Annotated in this window: 18 protein-coding genes and 1 tRNA gene; 9 read left to right on the top strand and 10 right to left on the bottom strand. The window is 45.3% G+C overall.

Annotation, left to right across the window (positions count from 1 at the left end):
• Window positions 1-4: 4 nt before the first annotated feature.
• Window positions 5-886 carry a methylisocitrate lyase gene (gene prpB, locus HMPREF3144_RS11060; RefSeq protein ID WP_070477907.1) on the bottom strand — a complete coding sequence of 294 codons (882 nt, stop codon included), beginning with the start codon at window positions 884-886 and terminating at the stop codon, window positions 5-7.
• Window positions 887-998: 112 nt separating this feature from the next.
• Window positions 999-1,988 carry a malate dehydrogenase gene (locus tag HMPREF3144_RS11065; RefSeq protein WP_070477913.1) on the bottom strand — a complete coding sequence of 330 codons (990 nt, stop codon included), beginning with the start codon at window positions 1,986-1,988 and terminating at the stop codon, window positions 999-1,001.
• Between the two features lie 179 nt (window positions 1,989-2,167).
• Here HMPREF3144_RS11065 and HMPREF3144_RS11070 point away from each other — a divergent pair, with 179 nt between their 5' ends.
• From HMPREF3144_RS11070 to HMPREF3144_RS11105, 8 genes are all read left to right on the top strand, one after another.
• A complete protein-coding gene (locus tag HMPREF3144_RS11070; RefSeq protein WP_018025789.1) occupies window positions 2,168-3,013 on the top strand; it encodes a GntR family transcriptional regulator in 846 nt (281 codons plus the stop codon).
• Window positions 3,014-3,089: 76 nt separating this feature from the next.
• Complete coding sequence (gene sdhC / locus HMPREF3144_RS11075; RefSeq protein WP_018025790.1) at window positions 3,090-3,506, top strand: succinate dehydrogenase, cytochrome b556 subunit; 417 nt, start codon at window positions 3,090-3,092, stop codon at window positions 3,504-3,506.
• Window positions 3,506-3,889 (top strand): succinate dehydrogenase, hydrophobic membrane anchor protein, encoded by a 384-nt coding sequence (sdhD, locus tag HMPREF3144_RS11080; protein ID WP_070477915.1) that lies wholly within the window; start codon window positions 3,506-3,508, stop codon window positions 3,887-3,889. Before sdhC ends, sdhD begins: the two co-directional genes overlap by 1 nt.
• 3 nt (window positions 3,890-3,892) lie before the next feature.
• Window positions 3,893-5,671, top strand: coding sequence for a succinate dehydrogenase flavoprotein subunit (sdhA, locus tag HMPREF3144_RS11085; protein ID WP_018025792.1), 1,779 nt, complete (start codon window positions 3,893-3,895; stop codon window positions 5,669-5,671).
• Window positions 5,672-5,686: 15 nt separating this feature from the next.
• Window positions 5,687-6,403 carry a succinate dehydrogenase iron-sulfur subunit gene (locus HMPREF3144_RS11090; protein ID WP_026156762.1) on the top strand — a complete coding sequence of 239 codons (717 nt, stop codon included), beginning with the start codon at window positions 5,687-5,689 and terminating at the stop codon, window positions 6,401-6,403.
• 32 nt (window positions 6,404-6,435) lie between these two features.
• Entirely contained in the window at window positions 6,436-6,699 is a 264-nt protein-coding gene (locus HMPREF3144_RS11095; RefSeq protein WP_018025794.1) for an FAD assembly factor SdhE, read from the top strand.
• Window positions 6,700-6,737: 38 nt separating this feature from the next.
• Window positions 6,738-8,048 carry a citrate synthase gene (locus HMPREF3144_RS11100; RefSeq protein ID WP_018025795.1) on the top strand — a complete coding sequence of 437 codons (1,311 nt, stop codon included), beginning with the start codon at window positions 6,738-6,740 and terminating at the stop codon, window positions 8,046-8,048.
• A gap of 124 nt (window positions 8,049-8,172) precedes the next feature.
• On the top strand, window positions 8,173-9,471 hold the full coding sequence (locus HMPREF3144_RS11105; RefSeq protein ID WP_018025796.1) for a Glu/Leu/Phe/Val family dehydrogenase: 1,299 nt from the start codon (window positions 8,173-8,175) through the stop codon (window positions 9,469-9,471).
• Between the two features lie 25 nt (window positions 9,472-9,496).
• Here HMPREF3144_RS11105 and HMPREF3144_RS11110 read toward each other — a convergent pair whose 3' ends face one another.
• Together HMPREF3144_RS11110 and HMPREF3144_RS11115 are read right to left on the bottom strand one after the other, a co-directional pair.
• A complete protein-coding gene (locus tag HMPREF3144_RS11110; RefSeq protein ID WP_070477917.1) occupies window positions 9,497-10,396 on the bottom strand; it encodes an EamA family transporter in 900 nt (299 codons plus the stop codon).
• Window positions 10,397-10,443: 47 nt separating this feature from the next.
• Window positions 10,444-11,346, bottom strand: a complete 903-nt coding sequence (locus tag HMPREF3144_RS11115; RefSeq protein ID WP_070477921.1) for an EamA family transporter — start codon at window positions 11,344-11,346, stop codon at window positions 10,444-10,446.
• A 203-nt stretch (window positions 11,347-11,549) separates the two neighbouring features.
• Here HMPREF3144_RS11115 and HMPREF3144_RS11120 point away from each other — a divergent pair.
• Window positions 11,550-11,626, top strand: a tRNA-Ile gene (locus HMPREF3144_RS11120).
• Between the two features lie 16 nt (window positions 11,627-11,642).
• On the opposite strand, the gene HMPREF3144_RS11125 is transcribed toward HMPREF3144_RS11120, so the two are convergent.
• The 6 genes from HMPREF3144_RS11125 to HMPREF3144_RS11145 form a co-directional block, all read right to left on the bottom strand.
• Window positions 11,643-12,584, bottom strand: coding sequence for a tyrosine-type recombinase/integrase (locus HMPREF3144_RS11125; protein ID WP_246823980.1), 942 nt, complete (start codon window positions 12,582-12,584; stop codon window positions 11,643-11,645).
• Window positions 12,585-12,592: 8 nt separating this feature from the next.
• Window positions 12,593-12,940: a helix-turn-helix transcriptional regulator gene (locus HMPREF3144_RS11935; RefSeq protein ID WP_083290455.1), complete on the bottom strand. Its 348-nt coding sequence runs from the start codon at window positions 12,938-12,940 to the stop codon at window positions 12,593-12,595.
• Window positions 12,941-12,957: 17 nt separating this feature from the next.
• Window positions 12,958-13,713, bottom strand: a complete 756-nt coding sequence (locus tag HMPREF3144_RS11130; RefSeq protein WP_070477925.1) for a lytic transglycosylase domain-containing protein — start codon at window positions 13,711-13,713, stop codon at window positions 12,958-12,960.
• A 2-nt stretch (window positions 13,714-13,715) separates the two neighbouring features.
• Complete coding sequence (locus HMPREF3144_RS11135) at window positions 13,716-14,171, bottom strand: hypothetical protein (protein ID WP_040613979.1); 456 nt, start codon at window positions 14,169-14,171, stop codon at window positions 13,716-13,718.
• Window positions 14,143-14,814: a TrbM/KikA/MpfK family conjugal transfer protein gene (locus HMPREF3144_RS11140; RefSeq protein ID WP_070477930.1), complete on the bottom strand. Its 672-nt coding sequence runs from the start codon at window positions 14,812-14,814 to the stop codon at window positions 14,143-14,145. The genes HMPREF3144_RS11135 and HMPREF3144_RS11140 overlap by 29 nt, the downstream gene beginning before the upstream one ends.
• The coding region (locus tag HMPREF3144_RS11145) for a nucleotide-binding protein (protein ID WP_246823986.1) at window positions 14,798-15,642 on the bottom strand (845 nt) is incomplete at its 5' end. The genes HMPREF3144_RS11145 and HMPREF3144_RS11140, both read right to left, overlap by 17 nt.

Genomic DNA, 15,642 nt, shown 5'->3' on the forward strand with positions numbered 1-15,642 from the left:
AAAATTATTTTTTTGCGTAAAGATTATCTAAATACTCTTCAAAGGCAAAGTAACCAATGCTCTCGTAAAGCTCCATCCGAGTTTGCATCATATCAACCACGTTTTTCTGATGGCCGTCTTTGCGAATGGCTTCATACACTGTTTGAGCCGCTTTATTCATGGCGCGGAAAGCAGATAGCGGATAGAGAACCATGCCTACGTCTACGCTTGCTAACTCCTCTACGGTAAATAATGGGGTTGCGCCGAACTCAGTGATATTTGCTAACACCGGTACTTGTAAATTGTCGGTGAAGAATTTGTAGGTTTCTAAATCATGCGCAGCTTCAACGAAAATCGCATCGGCGCCAGCCTCAGCACATTTTTGAGCACGTTCAAGCGCAGCTTCCACGCCAAAACTTTGAATCGCATCGGTGCGCGCAATGATATAGAAGTCAGGATCGGTTTTAGCGTCAACCGCAGCTTTAACGCGGTCGATCATCTCCTCCGTAGAAACGATTTCCTTATTAGGGCGGTGACCACAACGCTTCGCATCGGCTTGGTCCTCAATATGACAAGCTGCGGCACCGAATTTAATTAAGCTTTTAATGGTGCGGGCAATATTAAAAGCGGATGGGCCGAAACCGGTATCAATATCAACCAGTAAGGGGGTATCGCACACATCGGTAATACGACGAATATCCGTTAAAACATCGTCTAAGGTGTTAATACCTAAATCAGGTAAACCTAAAGAACCGGCCGCAACACCGCCACCGGATAAGTAGATTGCCTTAAAACCAGCGCGCTTAGCTAAGAGGGCGTGATTAGCGTTAATGGCACCGATAATTTGTAATGGCTTTTCTTCAGCTAAGGCTTGACGAAAAGCTGCACCTGCAGATTTTTGACTCATATCCTTTACTCTATCTAAAATAATAGCCACCCGTGCTATTAAGAACGGATGGCTTTTAAAGGGACTAAGCAGAACAAGGCTGCTTAAATTGATTTAAAACAATCTACTGCGATTATTTTAATAGATCAGCCACACCATCACGTTCTTCGAGAAGCTCGTTAAGTGTCTTGTCCATGTAGGCACGTGAAGTCTCGTCAATTTCTAGACCCTCAACGCGTTTGTACTCGCCGTTTTCACAGATGACTGGCACACCGTACATAATGCCCTCAGGGATACCGTAAGAACCGTCAGATGGTACACCCATGGTTACCCACTGACCGTTAGAGCCTAAGACCCAGTCACGGATGTGATCGATGGCGGCGTTAGCGGCAGAGGCGGCTGAAGATAGGCCACGAGCCTCAATAATCGCCGCACCGCGCTTACCAACCTTAGGAATAAACTCGTTTTTATTCCATTCTTCGTCGTTAATGAGATCCTTTAAGCTCTCACCATTAACTGTGGCAAAGCGGTAGTCAGGGTACATGGTTGGAGAGTGGTTACCCCAAACAGCGAAATCACGGATATCTTTAACGGCTTTAGCAGATTTTTGCGCTAGTTGAGTTAAGGCACGGTTATGGTCTAGACGTAGCATCGCAGTGAAGTTTTTGGCCGGTAAATCAGGTGCAGACTTCATTGCAATATAGGCATTTGTGTTGGCAGGGTTACCCACGACTAATACCTTAACATTGCGATCGGCGACCTCGTTAAGTGCTTTACCTTGTTCAATAAAGATCTTGGCATTAATCTGTAATAAATCAGCACGCTCCATGCCTGGGCCGCGCGGGCGAGAACCTACTAATAAGGCAATTTGTGCATCTTTAAAAGCCTCTTTAGGATCGCTGTGAGCAGTCATACCCTCTAATAACGGGAATGCGCAGTCATCTAGTTCCATCATCACGCCTTTGAGTGCGTTTTGAGCTTTTTCATCGGGAATTTCAAGCAATTGAAGGATAACCGGTTGGTCCTTACCTAGCATTTCACCCGAGGCAATACGGAATAAAAGAGCATAGCCGATTTGGCCGGCGGCGCCTGTGACCGCAACACGTACAGCAGGTTTTGACATAGTAGTAACTCCAGCATTACATGTGAAAATGTAATGAAACGTTTAAAAATCTTGTTAAGCTTAGATCAATAATTAGCTTGAGTCAATGTAGACTTATGTCTTATGTCTTATATAAGATAGATGAATGGACTTTCTTTGTCACTAATGCGATAATATGGCAACAAATCTTTCTTAAAGTTATGAGTAAATTACAGTCTAATCTTACCAGTAAGCCCCCTTCGCGTAAGAGTTTGAGGGTCGCTGCTCCACGTGGTCCGCGGACCCTATCATCCCGCACCGCTAAGGCGGTCGCTACGGCTAGGCAACGTGCTGCTTTTTCTCCACTGTATAAGCAAATTAAGGAATTAATTTTAGAGAGCTTGAAAGCAGGGGAGTGGAAGCCGGGCGAGAGTATTCCGAGTGAGCTTGAATTGGCCTCACTGTATCAAGTTAGCCAGGGCACGGTCCGTAAGGCCATTGACGAATTATCTGCTGAGAGTGTCTTAATCCGTCGCCAGGGCAAGGGGACGTTCGTTGCGACGCATCATGAGGATGAGGTGCGTTATCGTTTTTTACGCTTAGCAAGTCGTCATGGTCAAGAGAAAAAAGAAAAGCCTGTAAGCGATTTTTTGGCCTGTGATTTTCGTAAAGCCGATCAGCTTGAGTTGGATTTGCTGGAACTGCCGCCCGGTAGTGAAGTGGTTGAAATTGACCGGGTGATGCGCTTTGATGATAAACCGGTGGTGTTTGAGCAGATTATTTTGCCAGCGGATAGTTTTAGAGCGCTTAATCTAGCCACCTTACAAAAGCGCTTGCCCTTATATGGGCTCTTTGAGTCAGAATTTGGGGTGAGTATGATTCGTGCCGAAGAGCAACTTTATGCGGTTGCTGCCAATGACAAAGTCTCTGAGTTACTGCAGGTACCAGAAGGCTATCCACTGTTAGCGATTAATCGGATCGCTTATACTTATGGCGACAAACCGATAGAAATTCGTAAAGGAATGTATCTAACTAAGGATTACTTTTACAGAAATAGTTTAAACTAGTAGGACAGATTTTTATTAACTAATACCATTTGTCATGGTTCAACGATTTTCTTTCTAAGATAGGGGTAAATTTACTATGTCTGAAAATCAAAAAAAGCCTTATCGCGAATTCCGCAATGTCAGCGTAAGGAATATTACCGTTGACTTTAAGCAGCCGCTCGCTGCTAGGGTCTCGATTTTGCATCGTGTCAGCGGTGCGCTCTTGTTCTTGGCGTTGCCGATTGTGTTTGTGCCTTTATTTGCAGCAAGCGTGGCTTCACCAGGCTCTTTTGCTGAGTTGGGTAGCGGTTTTGGTGGCTTTTTATTAAAGCTGATTTTATTAGTGTTGTTATGGGGCTTTATGCACCACCTCTGTGCTGGCGTGCGCTTTTTAACCTTAGATTTTGGTCGTGGTTTAGAAAAAGCAGAAGCGCATAAGAGTGCTCGTCTTGTGGTGATAGTCAGCTTAGTATTGACCTGTATTTTTGCAATTAAAATGTTTGGAGTGCTCTAATGGAACGTTATGAACAATATGGACATACACGTCGTGCGGTAGGTGCTCGTTACGGCGTGATGGATTTTATTATCCAGCGTGTGACGGCGGTTATCTTAGCCGTGTATTCAATTCTGTTTTTATTAGTAGTTCTCTTTACCAAAGTTGACTATTACTCTTGGCTAAATCTATTTACCTTTACTTGGTTTGGCGGTTTTCCTGCCGGCAAGATCTCCACATCCTTAGCCTTTTTTGCTCTGATTTATCACGCCTGGGTTGGTGTGCGTGATATTTGGATGGACTATATTACCTGTGTCAAACTTAGATTAGCGCTACAGGTACTCACTGTGATGTGGTTAGTCTCTTCGATCGTTTATTTTGCTAGTGTTCTTTGGAGTCTATAAGCCGTGGTTGCAATTCATTCTTCTTTACCCCGTCGTCAATTTGACGTGGTTGTTGTGGGTGCCGGTGGTGCCGGTATGCGCTGTTCATTACAATTAGCTCAGGCTGGCTTGTCTGTTGCTGTTTTATCTAAAGTTTTCCCGACTCGTTCGCACACGGTGGCAGCTCAAGGTGGTGTTAGTGCTTCGCTTGGCAATATGAGTGAGGACCATTGGGAATGGCATATGTATGATACGGTTAAGGGCTCCGACTGGTTAGGTGACCAGGATGCGATTGAGTTCCTTTGCCGTGAAGCGCCGAATGCGGTGTATGAGTTAGAGCACTTTGGTATGCCATTTGACCGTAACCCCGACGGTACGATTTATCAGCGTCCATTTGGTGGTCACACTGCGAATCATGGTGAAAAGCCGGTTCAACGTGCTTGTGCCGTAGCTGACCGTACTGGTCATGCCTTATTGCACACCTTATATCAGCGTAACGTTGCGGCTCGCACTCAGTTCTTTGTTGAGTGGATGGCCTTAGACTTACTACGTAACGAAGACGGTGATGTACTCGGTGTGACAGCACTTGAGATGGAAACCGGTGATATTTATATTTTAGAGGGTAAGGCGACCGTATTAGCGACGGGTGGTGCGGGCCGTATTTGGGCTGCTTCGACTAACGCCTTTATTAATACCGGTGACGGTTTAGGTATGGCGGCTCGTGCCGGTATTCCGTTACAGGATTTAGAGTTCTGGCAATTCCACCCAACCGGTGTCGCTGGTGCCGGTGTACTGATTACCGAGGGTGTACGCGGTGAGGGCGGTATTTTATTAAACAAAGACGGTGAGCGCTTTATGGAGCGTTATGCACCGACGCTTAAGGACTTGGCGCCACGTGACTTCGTTTCACGTTCGATGGACCAAGAAATTAAAGAGGGTCGCGGCTGTGGTCCTAATGCAGATCACGTATTGTTAAAGCTTGATCACTTAGGTGCAGACGTGATTAATAAGCGTCTACCATCGATTCGTGAAATTGCAATCCGCTTTGGTAACGTTGACCCGATTAAAGATCCTATCCCTGTGGTGCCAACAATCCACTATCAGATGGGTGGTCTTCCTACCAATATTCAAGGTCAGGTATTAGACTATGTTAACGGCGAGAATAAGGTGATTAATGGTCTCTACGCTGTGGGTGAGTGTGCAGCTGTTTCGGTACATGGTGCGAATCGCTTAGGTACTAACTCATTGCTTGACTTAATCGTGTTTGGTCGAGCCACTGGTAATCACTTAGTGTCTGAGCATTTAGAAAAGCAAAGAGCGCACCAGGATCTACCTAAAGAAGCCGTTGATAAGTCAATCGCACGTGTAAGTGAACTTGAAAACCGTACTTCCGGTGAGAAAGTGCAAGAAGTAGGTGATGCAATGCGTATCTCGATGCAGAGCCACTGTGGCGTATTCCGTACCTTAAAGCTGCTTAATGAGGGTGTTGAGCAAATCGAGGAAATCGCCGAGCGTGCTAATCACATTTACTTTAAAGACAAATCCAAAGTCTTTAACATGGCTCGTCAAGAGGCCTTAGAGATTTCCAACATGATTGAGGTTGCGCGCGCTACTATCACATCAGCCGCTGCACGTACTGAGAGTCGTGGTGCTCACGCCCTAAATGACTATCCTGAGCGTGATGACGTGAATTGGTTAAAGCACACCTTATGGTATTCAGAGGGCAGTCGCTTAGAGTATAAGCCGGTTCAGATGAAACCCTTAACTGCTAAAACAGTTGAGCCTCAGAAACGTACATTCTAATTGGTATAGGTTGAAATTATGTCTAAACGAATTGTTAAATTTGAGATTTATCGCTACGATCCGGACAAGGACGAGCGACCATATATGCAGAAATTGGATGTTGAGCTGAAACCAACTGACAAAATGCTGTTGGATGCTATTGTACGCATCAAAAATGACGTAGATGATAGTATTTCAATTCGTCGCTCTTGCCGTGAGGGTGTTTGTGGCTCTGATGCGATGAACGTGAATGGTAAAAACACCTTGGCGTGTATTACCAACTTGAATGATTTAAAAGAGCCGATTGTGTTACGTCCGCTACCGGGTCTTCCGGTGATCCGTGACCTGATTGTTGATATGACATACTTCTTCAATCAGTATCATTCAGTACGTCCATACCTTGTGAATAATACGCCACCACCAGAGAAAGAGCGCCTACAAAGCCCACAAGCTCGCGAAGAGTTAGATGGCTTGTATGAATGTATTCTATGTGCCTGTTGCTCTACTTCGTGTCCTTCTTTCTGGTGGAATCCGGATAAGTTTGTGGGTCCTGCAGGTTTATTACAAGCTTATCGTTGGCTTGCTGATAGCCGTGATGAAGCAACCACAGAGCGCTTGGATAACCTTGAGGATCCATACCGCTTGTTCCGTTGTCATACCATCATGAACTGCGTGGATGCCTGTCCTAAGGGACTAAATCCGACTCGCGCCATTGGTAAGATCAAAGAGATGTTAGTTCGTCGTACAGTTTAGTGACTGTACACTGACTTGTTAGAGTACAAGGAATGAGCATATCAGAGGTTGAACTTGCCCGTGCACGCCTTCGTTGGCGTGCACGGCGCGGTTTATTGGAAAACGATTTAATTCTTACGAACTTTCTTGATCTTTATGAAGAGCAATTAAGTGATGAAGATGTATTATCGCTAACACACTTGTTTACGTTAGACGACAACCAGCTATTAGACATTTTATTAGGCAAAAAAGAACCTGAAGGCGACTACCACACTGATAATATATGCCGACTTGTTCACTTGATTCGCAAGGCCTAATCGCTGTCTAAGCGCTTATTTAAAAGGAAAAAATCAAGATGCAATTATCCGATAAAAAAGCCACATTAAGCTTTTCAGACGGTTCGCCATCCATCGAACTGCCGATTTATGAGGGGACCATCGGCCCTGATGTGATGGATATTCGTAAGTTGTACGGTCAAACCGGCAAGTTTACTTATGACCCGGGTTTTATGTCGACAGCCTCTTGCGGCTCATCAATCACCTACATTGACGGTGATAAGGGTGAGTTACTCTACCGTGGTTATCCGATCGAGCAGCTGGCTGTAAATTGCGACTTCTTAGAGGTTTGCTATTTACTCTTACATGGCGAGCTACCAAATGCGGAGCAGAAGAAGGAGTTTGATGTATCGATTAACCGTCATAATATGGTTAATGAACAAATGCATTTCTTCTTACGCGGCTTCCGTCGTGACGCTCACCCGATGGCTGTATTGACTGGTTTGGTTGGTGCTTTATCGGCTTTCTATCACGACTCAACGGATATTAGTAATCCGCGTCACCGTGAGATTTCGGCGATTCGCTTAATTGCTAAAATGCCGACGATGGTTGCCATGGCCTATAAGTACAACAAGGGTGAGCCATACATCTACCCACGTAACGACTTATCTTATAGTGGTAACTTCCTACGTCAAATGTTTGCTACGCCGTGCGAAGATTATCAGGTCAATGAGGTGGTTGAACGTGCGCTAGACCGTATCCTAATTCTTCATGCCGATCACGAGCAAAACGCATCTACCTCAACAGTCAGACTTTGCGGTTCTTCAGGTACTAACCCATTTGCAGCGATTGCTGCGGGTGTGGCGTGCTTGTGGGGTCCTTCGCATGGTGGTGCGAACGAGGCTTGCTTGACCATGCTTGAAGAAATTCAAGCCAATGGCGGTATTGAAAAAGTTGGCCAGTTTATGGAAGCGGTCAAGGATAAAAATAATCCTGCGCGCCTCATGGGCTTCGGTCATCGTGTGTATAAAAACTACGATCCACGTGCGAAATTAATGCAAGAAACGTGTAAAGAGGTACTGTCCGCTTTAGGTTTGGAAAACGATCCTTTATTCAAACTCGCGATGGAACTAGAGCGTATTGCACTAGAGGACGAGTACTTTGTTGAGCGTAAGCTATACCCTAACGTAGACTTCTACTCTGGTATTGTTCAGCGTGCTATCGGTATCCCAACGTCACTCTTTACCGCAATCTTTGCCTTGGCGCGTACCGTTGGTTGGATTGCTCAATGGAATGAAATGCTTGGCGATCCTGATTATAAGATCGGTCGTCCACGTCAGATCTACATTGGTGCAGCTAAGCGTGATGTAACACCGATTTCGGCTAGATAGTCACTACGGCATCATGTGATACAGAAGTCCCCGAGCAAATGTTCGGGGATTTTTATTTTGGGTGTAATTAGTGAGCAAATCTGTTACTGTACTAACATCACGTTTAAATTAATTGGAGAGTCTTGTGGATCAACAGTCAAGCGTTCCTAAGCATGCATTACCCTCTTATTTAAATCAGAATGATTTAGGTGCTTGGGGTATTTTTTTAGAGCAAATTGATCGTATTGCCCCTTATATGGGCAGTTTGTCCCCATGGATTGAAACCTTGAAACGCCCTAAAACCATTATGGTGGTGGACGTGCCGATTGAGCTAGATGATGGCAGCTTTGCGCATTTTGAAGGCTATCGTGTACAGCACAATACCATCCGTGGTCCGGGTAAGGGCGGAGTGCGTTTCCATCAGGATGTGAATCTATCCGAGGTGATGGCTTTAGCCGGCTGGATGTCGATTAAATGTGCTGCCGTGGATCTACCTTTTGGTGGTGCCAAAGGCGGTATTCGGATCGACCCCCGTAATTATTCCCAAAAAGAGCTTGAACGCGTGACCCGTCGCTATACTTCTGAAATTGGTAGCATTATCGGTCCGTTAAAGGATATTCCCGCACCGGACGTTAACACTGGTCCACAAGTGATGGCTTGGATGATGGATACCTTTTCGATGAACCAAGGCTATACTACCTCGGGCGTCGTCACGGGTAAGCCGATTGCCCTTGGCGGTAGTTTAGGTCGGGTGGAAGCGACTGGGCGTGGGGTGTATGTGGCTGCCTGTGAGGCGGCGAGGGATCAAGGCATTGACCTTCAGGGCGCACGAGTTGTGATACAGGGCTTTGGTAATGTTGGTGGCACAGCGGCTCGTTTATTTTTTGAAGCGGGTGCTAAAGTCATCGCACTCCAAGATCACACAGCGACCGTGGCCAATGAAGAGGGCATTGATATTTACAAGCTACTTGAACATGTCGAACACCATGGCGGCATTAAGGGCTTCGAAGGTGCAACTGAGATTTCAGTAGATGAGTTTTGGGCGACCGAGACCGATTTGTTGATCCCAGCCGCTTTGGAAAATCAAGTGACTGAGAAAAATGCGCATAGCGTTAACACTAAAATTTTAGTTGAAGGGGCTAATGGTCCGACCACACCAGCGGCTGACGATATCCTGAGCGATAAGGGGGTCTTTATCGTGCCAGATGTGCTGGCAAATGCAGGCGGTGTGACCGTTAGTTATTTTGAGTGGGTACAGGACTTCTCCAGCTTTTTCTGGACTGTGGACGAGATTAATCATCGTCTGGAACGCATGATGCGCGAGGCCTACCGTGCGATTCGTGAAACTGCCAAGTACCACGGCGTCAGTATGCGCACTGCAGCCTATATTATTGCTTGCACGCGTATTTTGGAGCAGCGCAAGGTACGTGGTTTGTACCCTTAATGATACTTAAGGCCGAGAGCAAAGATTATTTTTGTTCTCGGCGTTTTTCTCTTCTGCCACTCTGTACTGCGGTAGCGGTGGTGCCAATTGCCGCACTGACGATTAAAATGACCGCCAGCCATTCTCGCAAATCTAAGAACTCATTTAAAATAACAATCCCTGTTAGTGCACCCACGGCCGGTTCTAAACTCACCATAATACTGAAGGTTTTTATGGGTAAAATCCGCAGTGAGAAGATCTCTAAGGTAAAAGGAATGGCGCTAGAGAGTAGGGCGATACCTAGACCGAATAATAATACTGTGGGATTAATTAGTTGAGGACCATTCTGTATCAGCCCAATCGGCAAAATAATTAATGAGGCAGTGGCAAAGCCATAGGAAGTAATCAATCCTGGGTGAATTAAACGTGCGCGTCGCCCCACGAGGATATACATGCCCCAAAATGCACCGGCAATCAAGGCATAGACCACGCCGATGGAGTCAAGTTTTAGCGTATCATTTGCTGCGTGACCTGGCCACAAGAGTAAATAAAGTCCAGCCAAGGCCAGCAGTACCCAGACAAAGTCCATACGTGATCGAGAAGAGAGGACGGCAACTGCCAAGGGCCCTGAAAATTGAATCGCTAAGGTCACCCCGAGTGGTAATCTGTCAATGGCTAAATAAAAGGTGCTGTTCATGCCGACCATGCACAGACCGTAGGGGATAATTGTCGCTAAATCTGAACGGGTTAGCGCAATGCGCCAAGGGCGCCAAAACAGCATCATAAATAGGGTGGAAAACAATAGTCTAAGGGTGGTAGCACCCACGGGGCCGGCAGCCTCGAATAATCCCTTTGCAAACGAATTACCGATGCAGAGTGAAAATATCGATAGTACTAGCGCTAGCGCACCTAGCGACATGGGATATTGACGCTGTGATGTAGTCATATAGTTTAATATTAAAATTTAATATCGCGGTAGAGCTACTGCTTTACTTAATTGGCGGCTTTGTTAGTATTATCCTTGCGATTATTTCGTACCGCTGTGGCCGTGCAGCCTGCTGAAGCGCAGACCACTAGTAAAATGGCGAGCCATTGCTTAGCTGCTAGCACTTCGCCAAGGATAATTATGCCTGCTAATGCGCCCACGGCAGGCTCCAAACTCAGCATAATACTAAAGGTTTTGGCCGGTAAAATCCGCAGCGCAAAGACTTCTAAGCTATAGGGTAGGGCGCTGGATAACACCGCAATGCTCAATCCGAACAGTAAGAGGTTAGGATTAAACATATTGGCACCACCGCTGATTAAACCAAATGGCAAAATGATCATGGCAGCAATGGTCAGTCCATAGGCAGTCACATGCGCTGGATGTACACGACGTGCTCTTTGTCCAAAGACGATATAGGCTGCCCAAAATGCCCCGGCAATAATAGCGTAAATCACACCGACTAAATCCAGTGCGATTAATTGCTCCGAATCCGCATCTGGCCAAAGGAGCAGATATAGGCCGATGATAGCAAAAGCAATCCACAGAAAATCAAAACGTGTTCTGGACGTATAAATAGCTAAACTCAAGGGGCCAATAAACTCAATCGCCAGTGCGATACCGACGGGTAAGCTTTGTAGTGCCAGATAAAAGGGTAGGTTCATCCCCACAATGCAGATACCATAAGGCACAATAGTGGCTAAATCCGAGCGGGTCACGGGGATGCGCCAAGGTCGCCAAATCAACCATAAAATACAGGCTGAGAAAAAAATCCTAAAGGTTGTTGTTCCGACTGCGCCGACCTCTGAGAAGAGTGTTTTTGCAAATGAGGTGCCGGTGCATAAAGAGATAATTGACAGTACTAAGGTCAGAATACCAACCCACATGGGATATTGACGCAAAGCTAAACTCATAGCGACACCAAAAAGATAGGAACAAATTGAGGATGAGCCAGTTAATCACTAATACTAGTCGTTTTTATTAAAGATAGCAATTGAAGTTGCGACTATTGTGAATTGATTTTATTAACTAGTTAAGCTATCATTAACAGCTTAGCGTAATTGCTATGCATCCAGTGATGTGCTCTGATTGTTTAGATTAAGGCACGTATCAAAAGCCCCCTGTAGCTCAGTTGGTTAGAGCAGAGGACTCATAATCCTTTGGTCGCCGGTTCAAGTCCGGCTGGGGGGACCACTAGAAAGCCAGTAAGTTAGCCATTTACAGCCATTTGTAGGTGGCTTTTTCTCTGCCCTAAATCATCAAGGGGTGACCAAAAGGTGACCGCAGATGAGTATTCTGCCAGATGAGAAGCATTGAGGTGGACATACTTTTTAACCATTTCCAATGTTTCCCATCCGCCCATTTCCTTCAGGACAAATAAAGGCGTTCCGGCTTGGACGTGCCAAGAGGCCCAAGTATGTCTTAGATCGTGAAAATGAAAATCATCCAGTCCAACAGCTTTTGTGGCGGCATTAAACGACTTATGGTTAATCGTCTTAGGATTCTGTCCCGTTGTATTTCTTACAAAAACCCAACGGGGATCATCACCTTGACACGATTTTAAAACAGCGCAGGCATCGTCATTCAAAGGAATGGGCCTAGCCTTTCCTGATTTAGTTTTGTCAGCAGTTAACCAGGCAACCTTTTCGTTTAAATTAACCTGTGACCACTCAAGCGATAATATTTCATTTGCACGAGCGCCTGTTGATAATGCAAAAATTACTGCATTTCTCATCCAGCGCTGACTCAATTGTTGAATCAGCAGTTGAGCCTGCTCCCTAGTGATCCACCTAACCCGTACTGGGGCTTCTTTAAACTTTGTTAAGTGAGGTAACCTGTCAATCCTGCCATCTTTGTAAGCCAAGTTTAGTAGCCTAGACATGGTTGAAAGATAGCGGTTTTGAGTAGCTTTGCTTAACTTTAAGTTTCCCTTTGGATCGGGCTTTGGCAACTGATGCGTTGGCAGGCAGTTAATAATCTCCGGTGCGGTTAAAGAGCTTAATGTTCTACCACCAAAGTGGTCGCGCCAGTATCTAATGTGCCTGGCTTTTACAGCATAATCTCGCTCACTGGCCGCTAACTTTAAAACCTGGATAGCAGCCTCATCAAACGTATAATCAGGCTTATCTCCTAGTTTATTCTCTCGCCACAATTCAGCTTTTAAGCGGTCGTGGTACTCTTGGGCTTCTTTTTTGTTCCTTGTGCCAGTAGATCGTCTAACTCTTTTGCCGCCTGGTGTCCTGATGTCAATCCACCAGATGGCATTCTGGTTGCTGTTTTTTCTGTATATTGGCATGAAGTATCCTCTCTTGCCAGCACAGATAATCGGAATACATTGTTACGCTTTTTTCCAAAATTATCAAGTGCTGAGCGCCATATGTACCATTTACGGCCACCTGGCAGTCTAAATCCTAATTCGTGACGCTTAGCGTAAATCGTCCAATAGCTGACTCCTAAGAGTTCAGCCACTTCATTAATAGAAAGGGCATAATCCTCTTGCTTATTCATTTCATATCCTCAAGCGTTTACCAGTCACCAAAAGCATCCCACGGTGCTTTTTCTTTGGTTTCAGAAGCAGCTGCTACCACAACCTGAGCTGGTTTTTTGGGTTTAGGTTTGCTTGGTTTGGCTGTTACTTTGACTTGTACCGGAGCAGGCGTGTTCGGATCAAGCTCAGGAATCACTGGTTTAGCCTCAACCGCTGGCTTAGCTTCTGCTTGCTTAATAACCTGACTATCATGATTCTTACCGGCGGCAGCGATGACTCGCTGCACATAACTTGGCTGTCCAGCCAAATCTTGGGTGAATCCTGTCCTGAAGTTACCTGAGTAATAACAAGACAAGGCTTTTTGCAGCGCCTCCTGGTCATTACCGGATGCACGACCAAAACATTCAGATAGTATTTCAGCACCTACTTTTAAATTAAGACATGGGTCAAAGACTGATTCATAATCCAATCCGTATTTAGCTAGGTTATAGCGGTTAATCTGGCTTAACCCCATACTGAAGTTGCGACCGGCCTTGTCCAGTTGCCTAGCCGCCTCCACCGCTTCAGAAAAAGTGGTGGGCTGCTTAATAGCACCGCCTACTACACCAATTGCATACGGATTAAAACCGCTTTCCGTGCGAGCTACCGCCTGCATCGTGTTGTAATGCACTCCTGAAGCGCATTGTTTGGCAAGCTCATTGAAGTTAACCGGCGCAGCTGGTTCAGCGGCCTGGGCTACACCAGAGGTTATAAAAAAAGCAGCCGCAGCTGCTTTTAACGTTCTCATATTCATTGCTAACCTTTGAAAATAAAAACTATAAATAACAGTAGCTGAAGAAAGAATAAGCCACCTATTGCTCCCATCATCAACGTATCACGCCGATTCTGAGTGTCCTTGATTGCTTTAGCGTGTTTCTCAGCTTCTTGTGCTGTTTCTTTTTTTGTGATTGTCAATAACTCTGTGGTCACCATCTCTCGATAAGCAGATAGCGACTCATACGTTTTATTGAGTCCAGCTAAGCGGCCATCCAACTGGCCAAAAAATCCTTGATCGTACTCTTTGAGTAGTTGGCGATGACTGGCTAGCTGTCGGTCTACAAACACAAGCAAGGCCACGATTGGATCAGACTCATCAATACGTTGCCTTGTCAGCATAAAAACTTCTTCAACTATTTGCGTCGGCGTTAAAGTTGTTACTTGCTCATCATGGCTCGGCCGATTATCAACGCCGTCCGTCACTCCACTTGTCATAGTCAATGTATTCAACCTTTGTTCTTGAGTTTTTGTTCTCTGATTGATAATTGTCGTTATACTCTTGCAACGCTTTATCATAGTCTTTTGGCTCAACCCATCGGCCACCGGTAGTTGGTGTACCTACATAGTGAGTTTCAATTTCAAACGTGAAATCATGCCCCTCATATGCACGGCAATAAGATGGCTTTTTATCTGAAACCACTGTGATTACTTCAGTCGTACAAGTTGATTCCCCAAACATTCCGAATGAGGGCGTACAAACCCGTTTAACTACTTTCTTTCGGTTATAAGCGTTTAAGTGTTGCGCATCACAACGACCTGCACCGTTGGCAATGGCAGTGATCAAGCCTGGCATATCCGGTTCATTTGCTGCTGGACACATATTTAAAAAGTCAATTCGCTTTTGAATCATTTTGTGTGGCCGTGGATCAGTGATACCAAAGTAGCGTCTTAATGCCGGCGCACATTCTCCTGGGCGAGTACCGCTAGACAAACAAAGTACTGCTTCACAAGCTAGGCGAGTATCACCTGTTAGTAAATCAACCTCCGGCAATTCTTGCGCTTGTGCTGCTCCGCCCAAAAAAAATGCTGCCAGTGGCAGCAAACATTTAAACTTAAGTTTGTTAACTTTTAACTCCATTTGGATTCTCCATGATTCGCTCAAAAAATGTCTTTTGAGCTAGTTGATTAAACACGTCACGTTGCACTTTTTTAAGTCGCTGCTTTGGCATTAGCTTAAATTGTGCAGACTGCTGTACCTCATCAAAAGTAAGATGATCTGTAGTCATTTCCTGAATATCCTTGCCGAAGGTATCCGGGTTGTAGTTTTCAAGCTCGATTACGGCTGTGATTTGATTTGAGTTCTCTTTATAAACATTGGATTGCTCAAACACAGGGCTGTTATTTAGCTCAATGCGGCCCCAGTAGTGATTGAGCCAGACGACAACGTTTGTCTGAAGGGTTCCAAGCACTTCCAGCAAACCTTGCACCGTATCCTTAATGCCTTGACCTGCCTGAAGCGGTACATGTACCACGACATCTACACCACTTTCCTTTAGTAACTCAATTACACCGCTTTCACGAATGTAAGACATGAGCGGGACGAAAGTTGCTGCTCCGTTATCAATCACGGCCACACCGTCTTTTTCAAGTAAATCCTCGATTAACGCATCGAACCTAGATACATCAATGCTTTTATGTTCAGTTAGAATGTTGACGACCTCAACGTCCAGCGTTTTATAACGACTGAAAGTCTGGTTAACTGGATCAGTGTCATAGCAATGCACCTGGTCATTATTGGTCTTTAAATACTGAGCGAGTAGGGAAGCGACAAAGCTTTTGCCCACACCACCTTTGCCTTGTAACACAAAATGAATCTGTTTCATTATTTTCCTTAAATAAAAAAAACCGCCCTTTAGAAGGCGGTTTGTAGTTTCAAACAGAGCCTGTAAATAATTTTGTGTAACTT

Origin of the sequence: Oligella sp. HMSC05A10, from assembly GCF_001808335.1 — a bacterium.
Classification (GTDB): Bacteria; Pseudomonadota; Gammaproteobacteria; order Burkholderiales; family Burkholderiaceae_B; genus Oligella; species Oligella urethralis.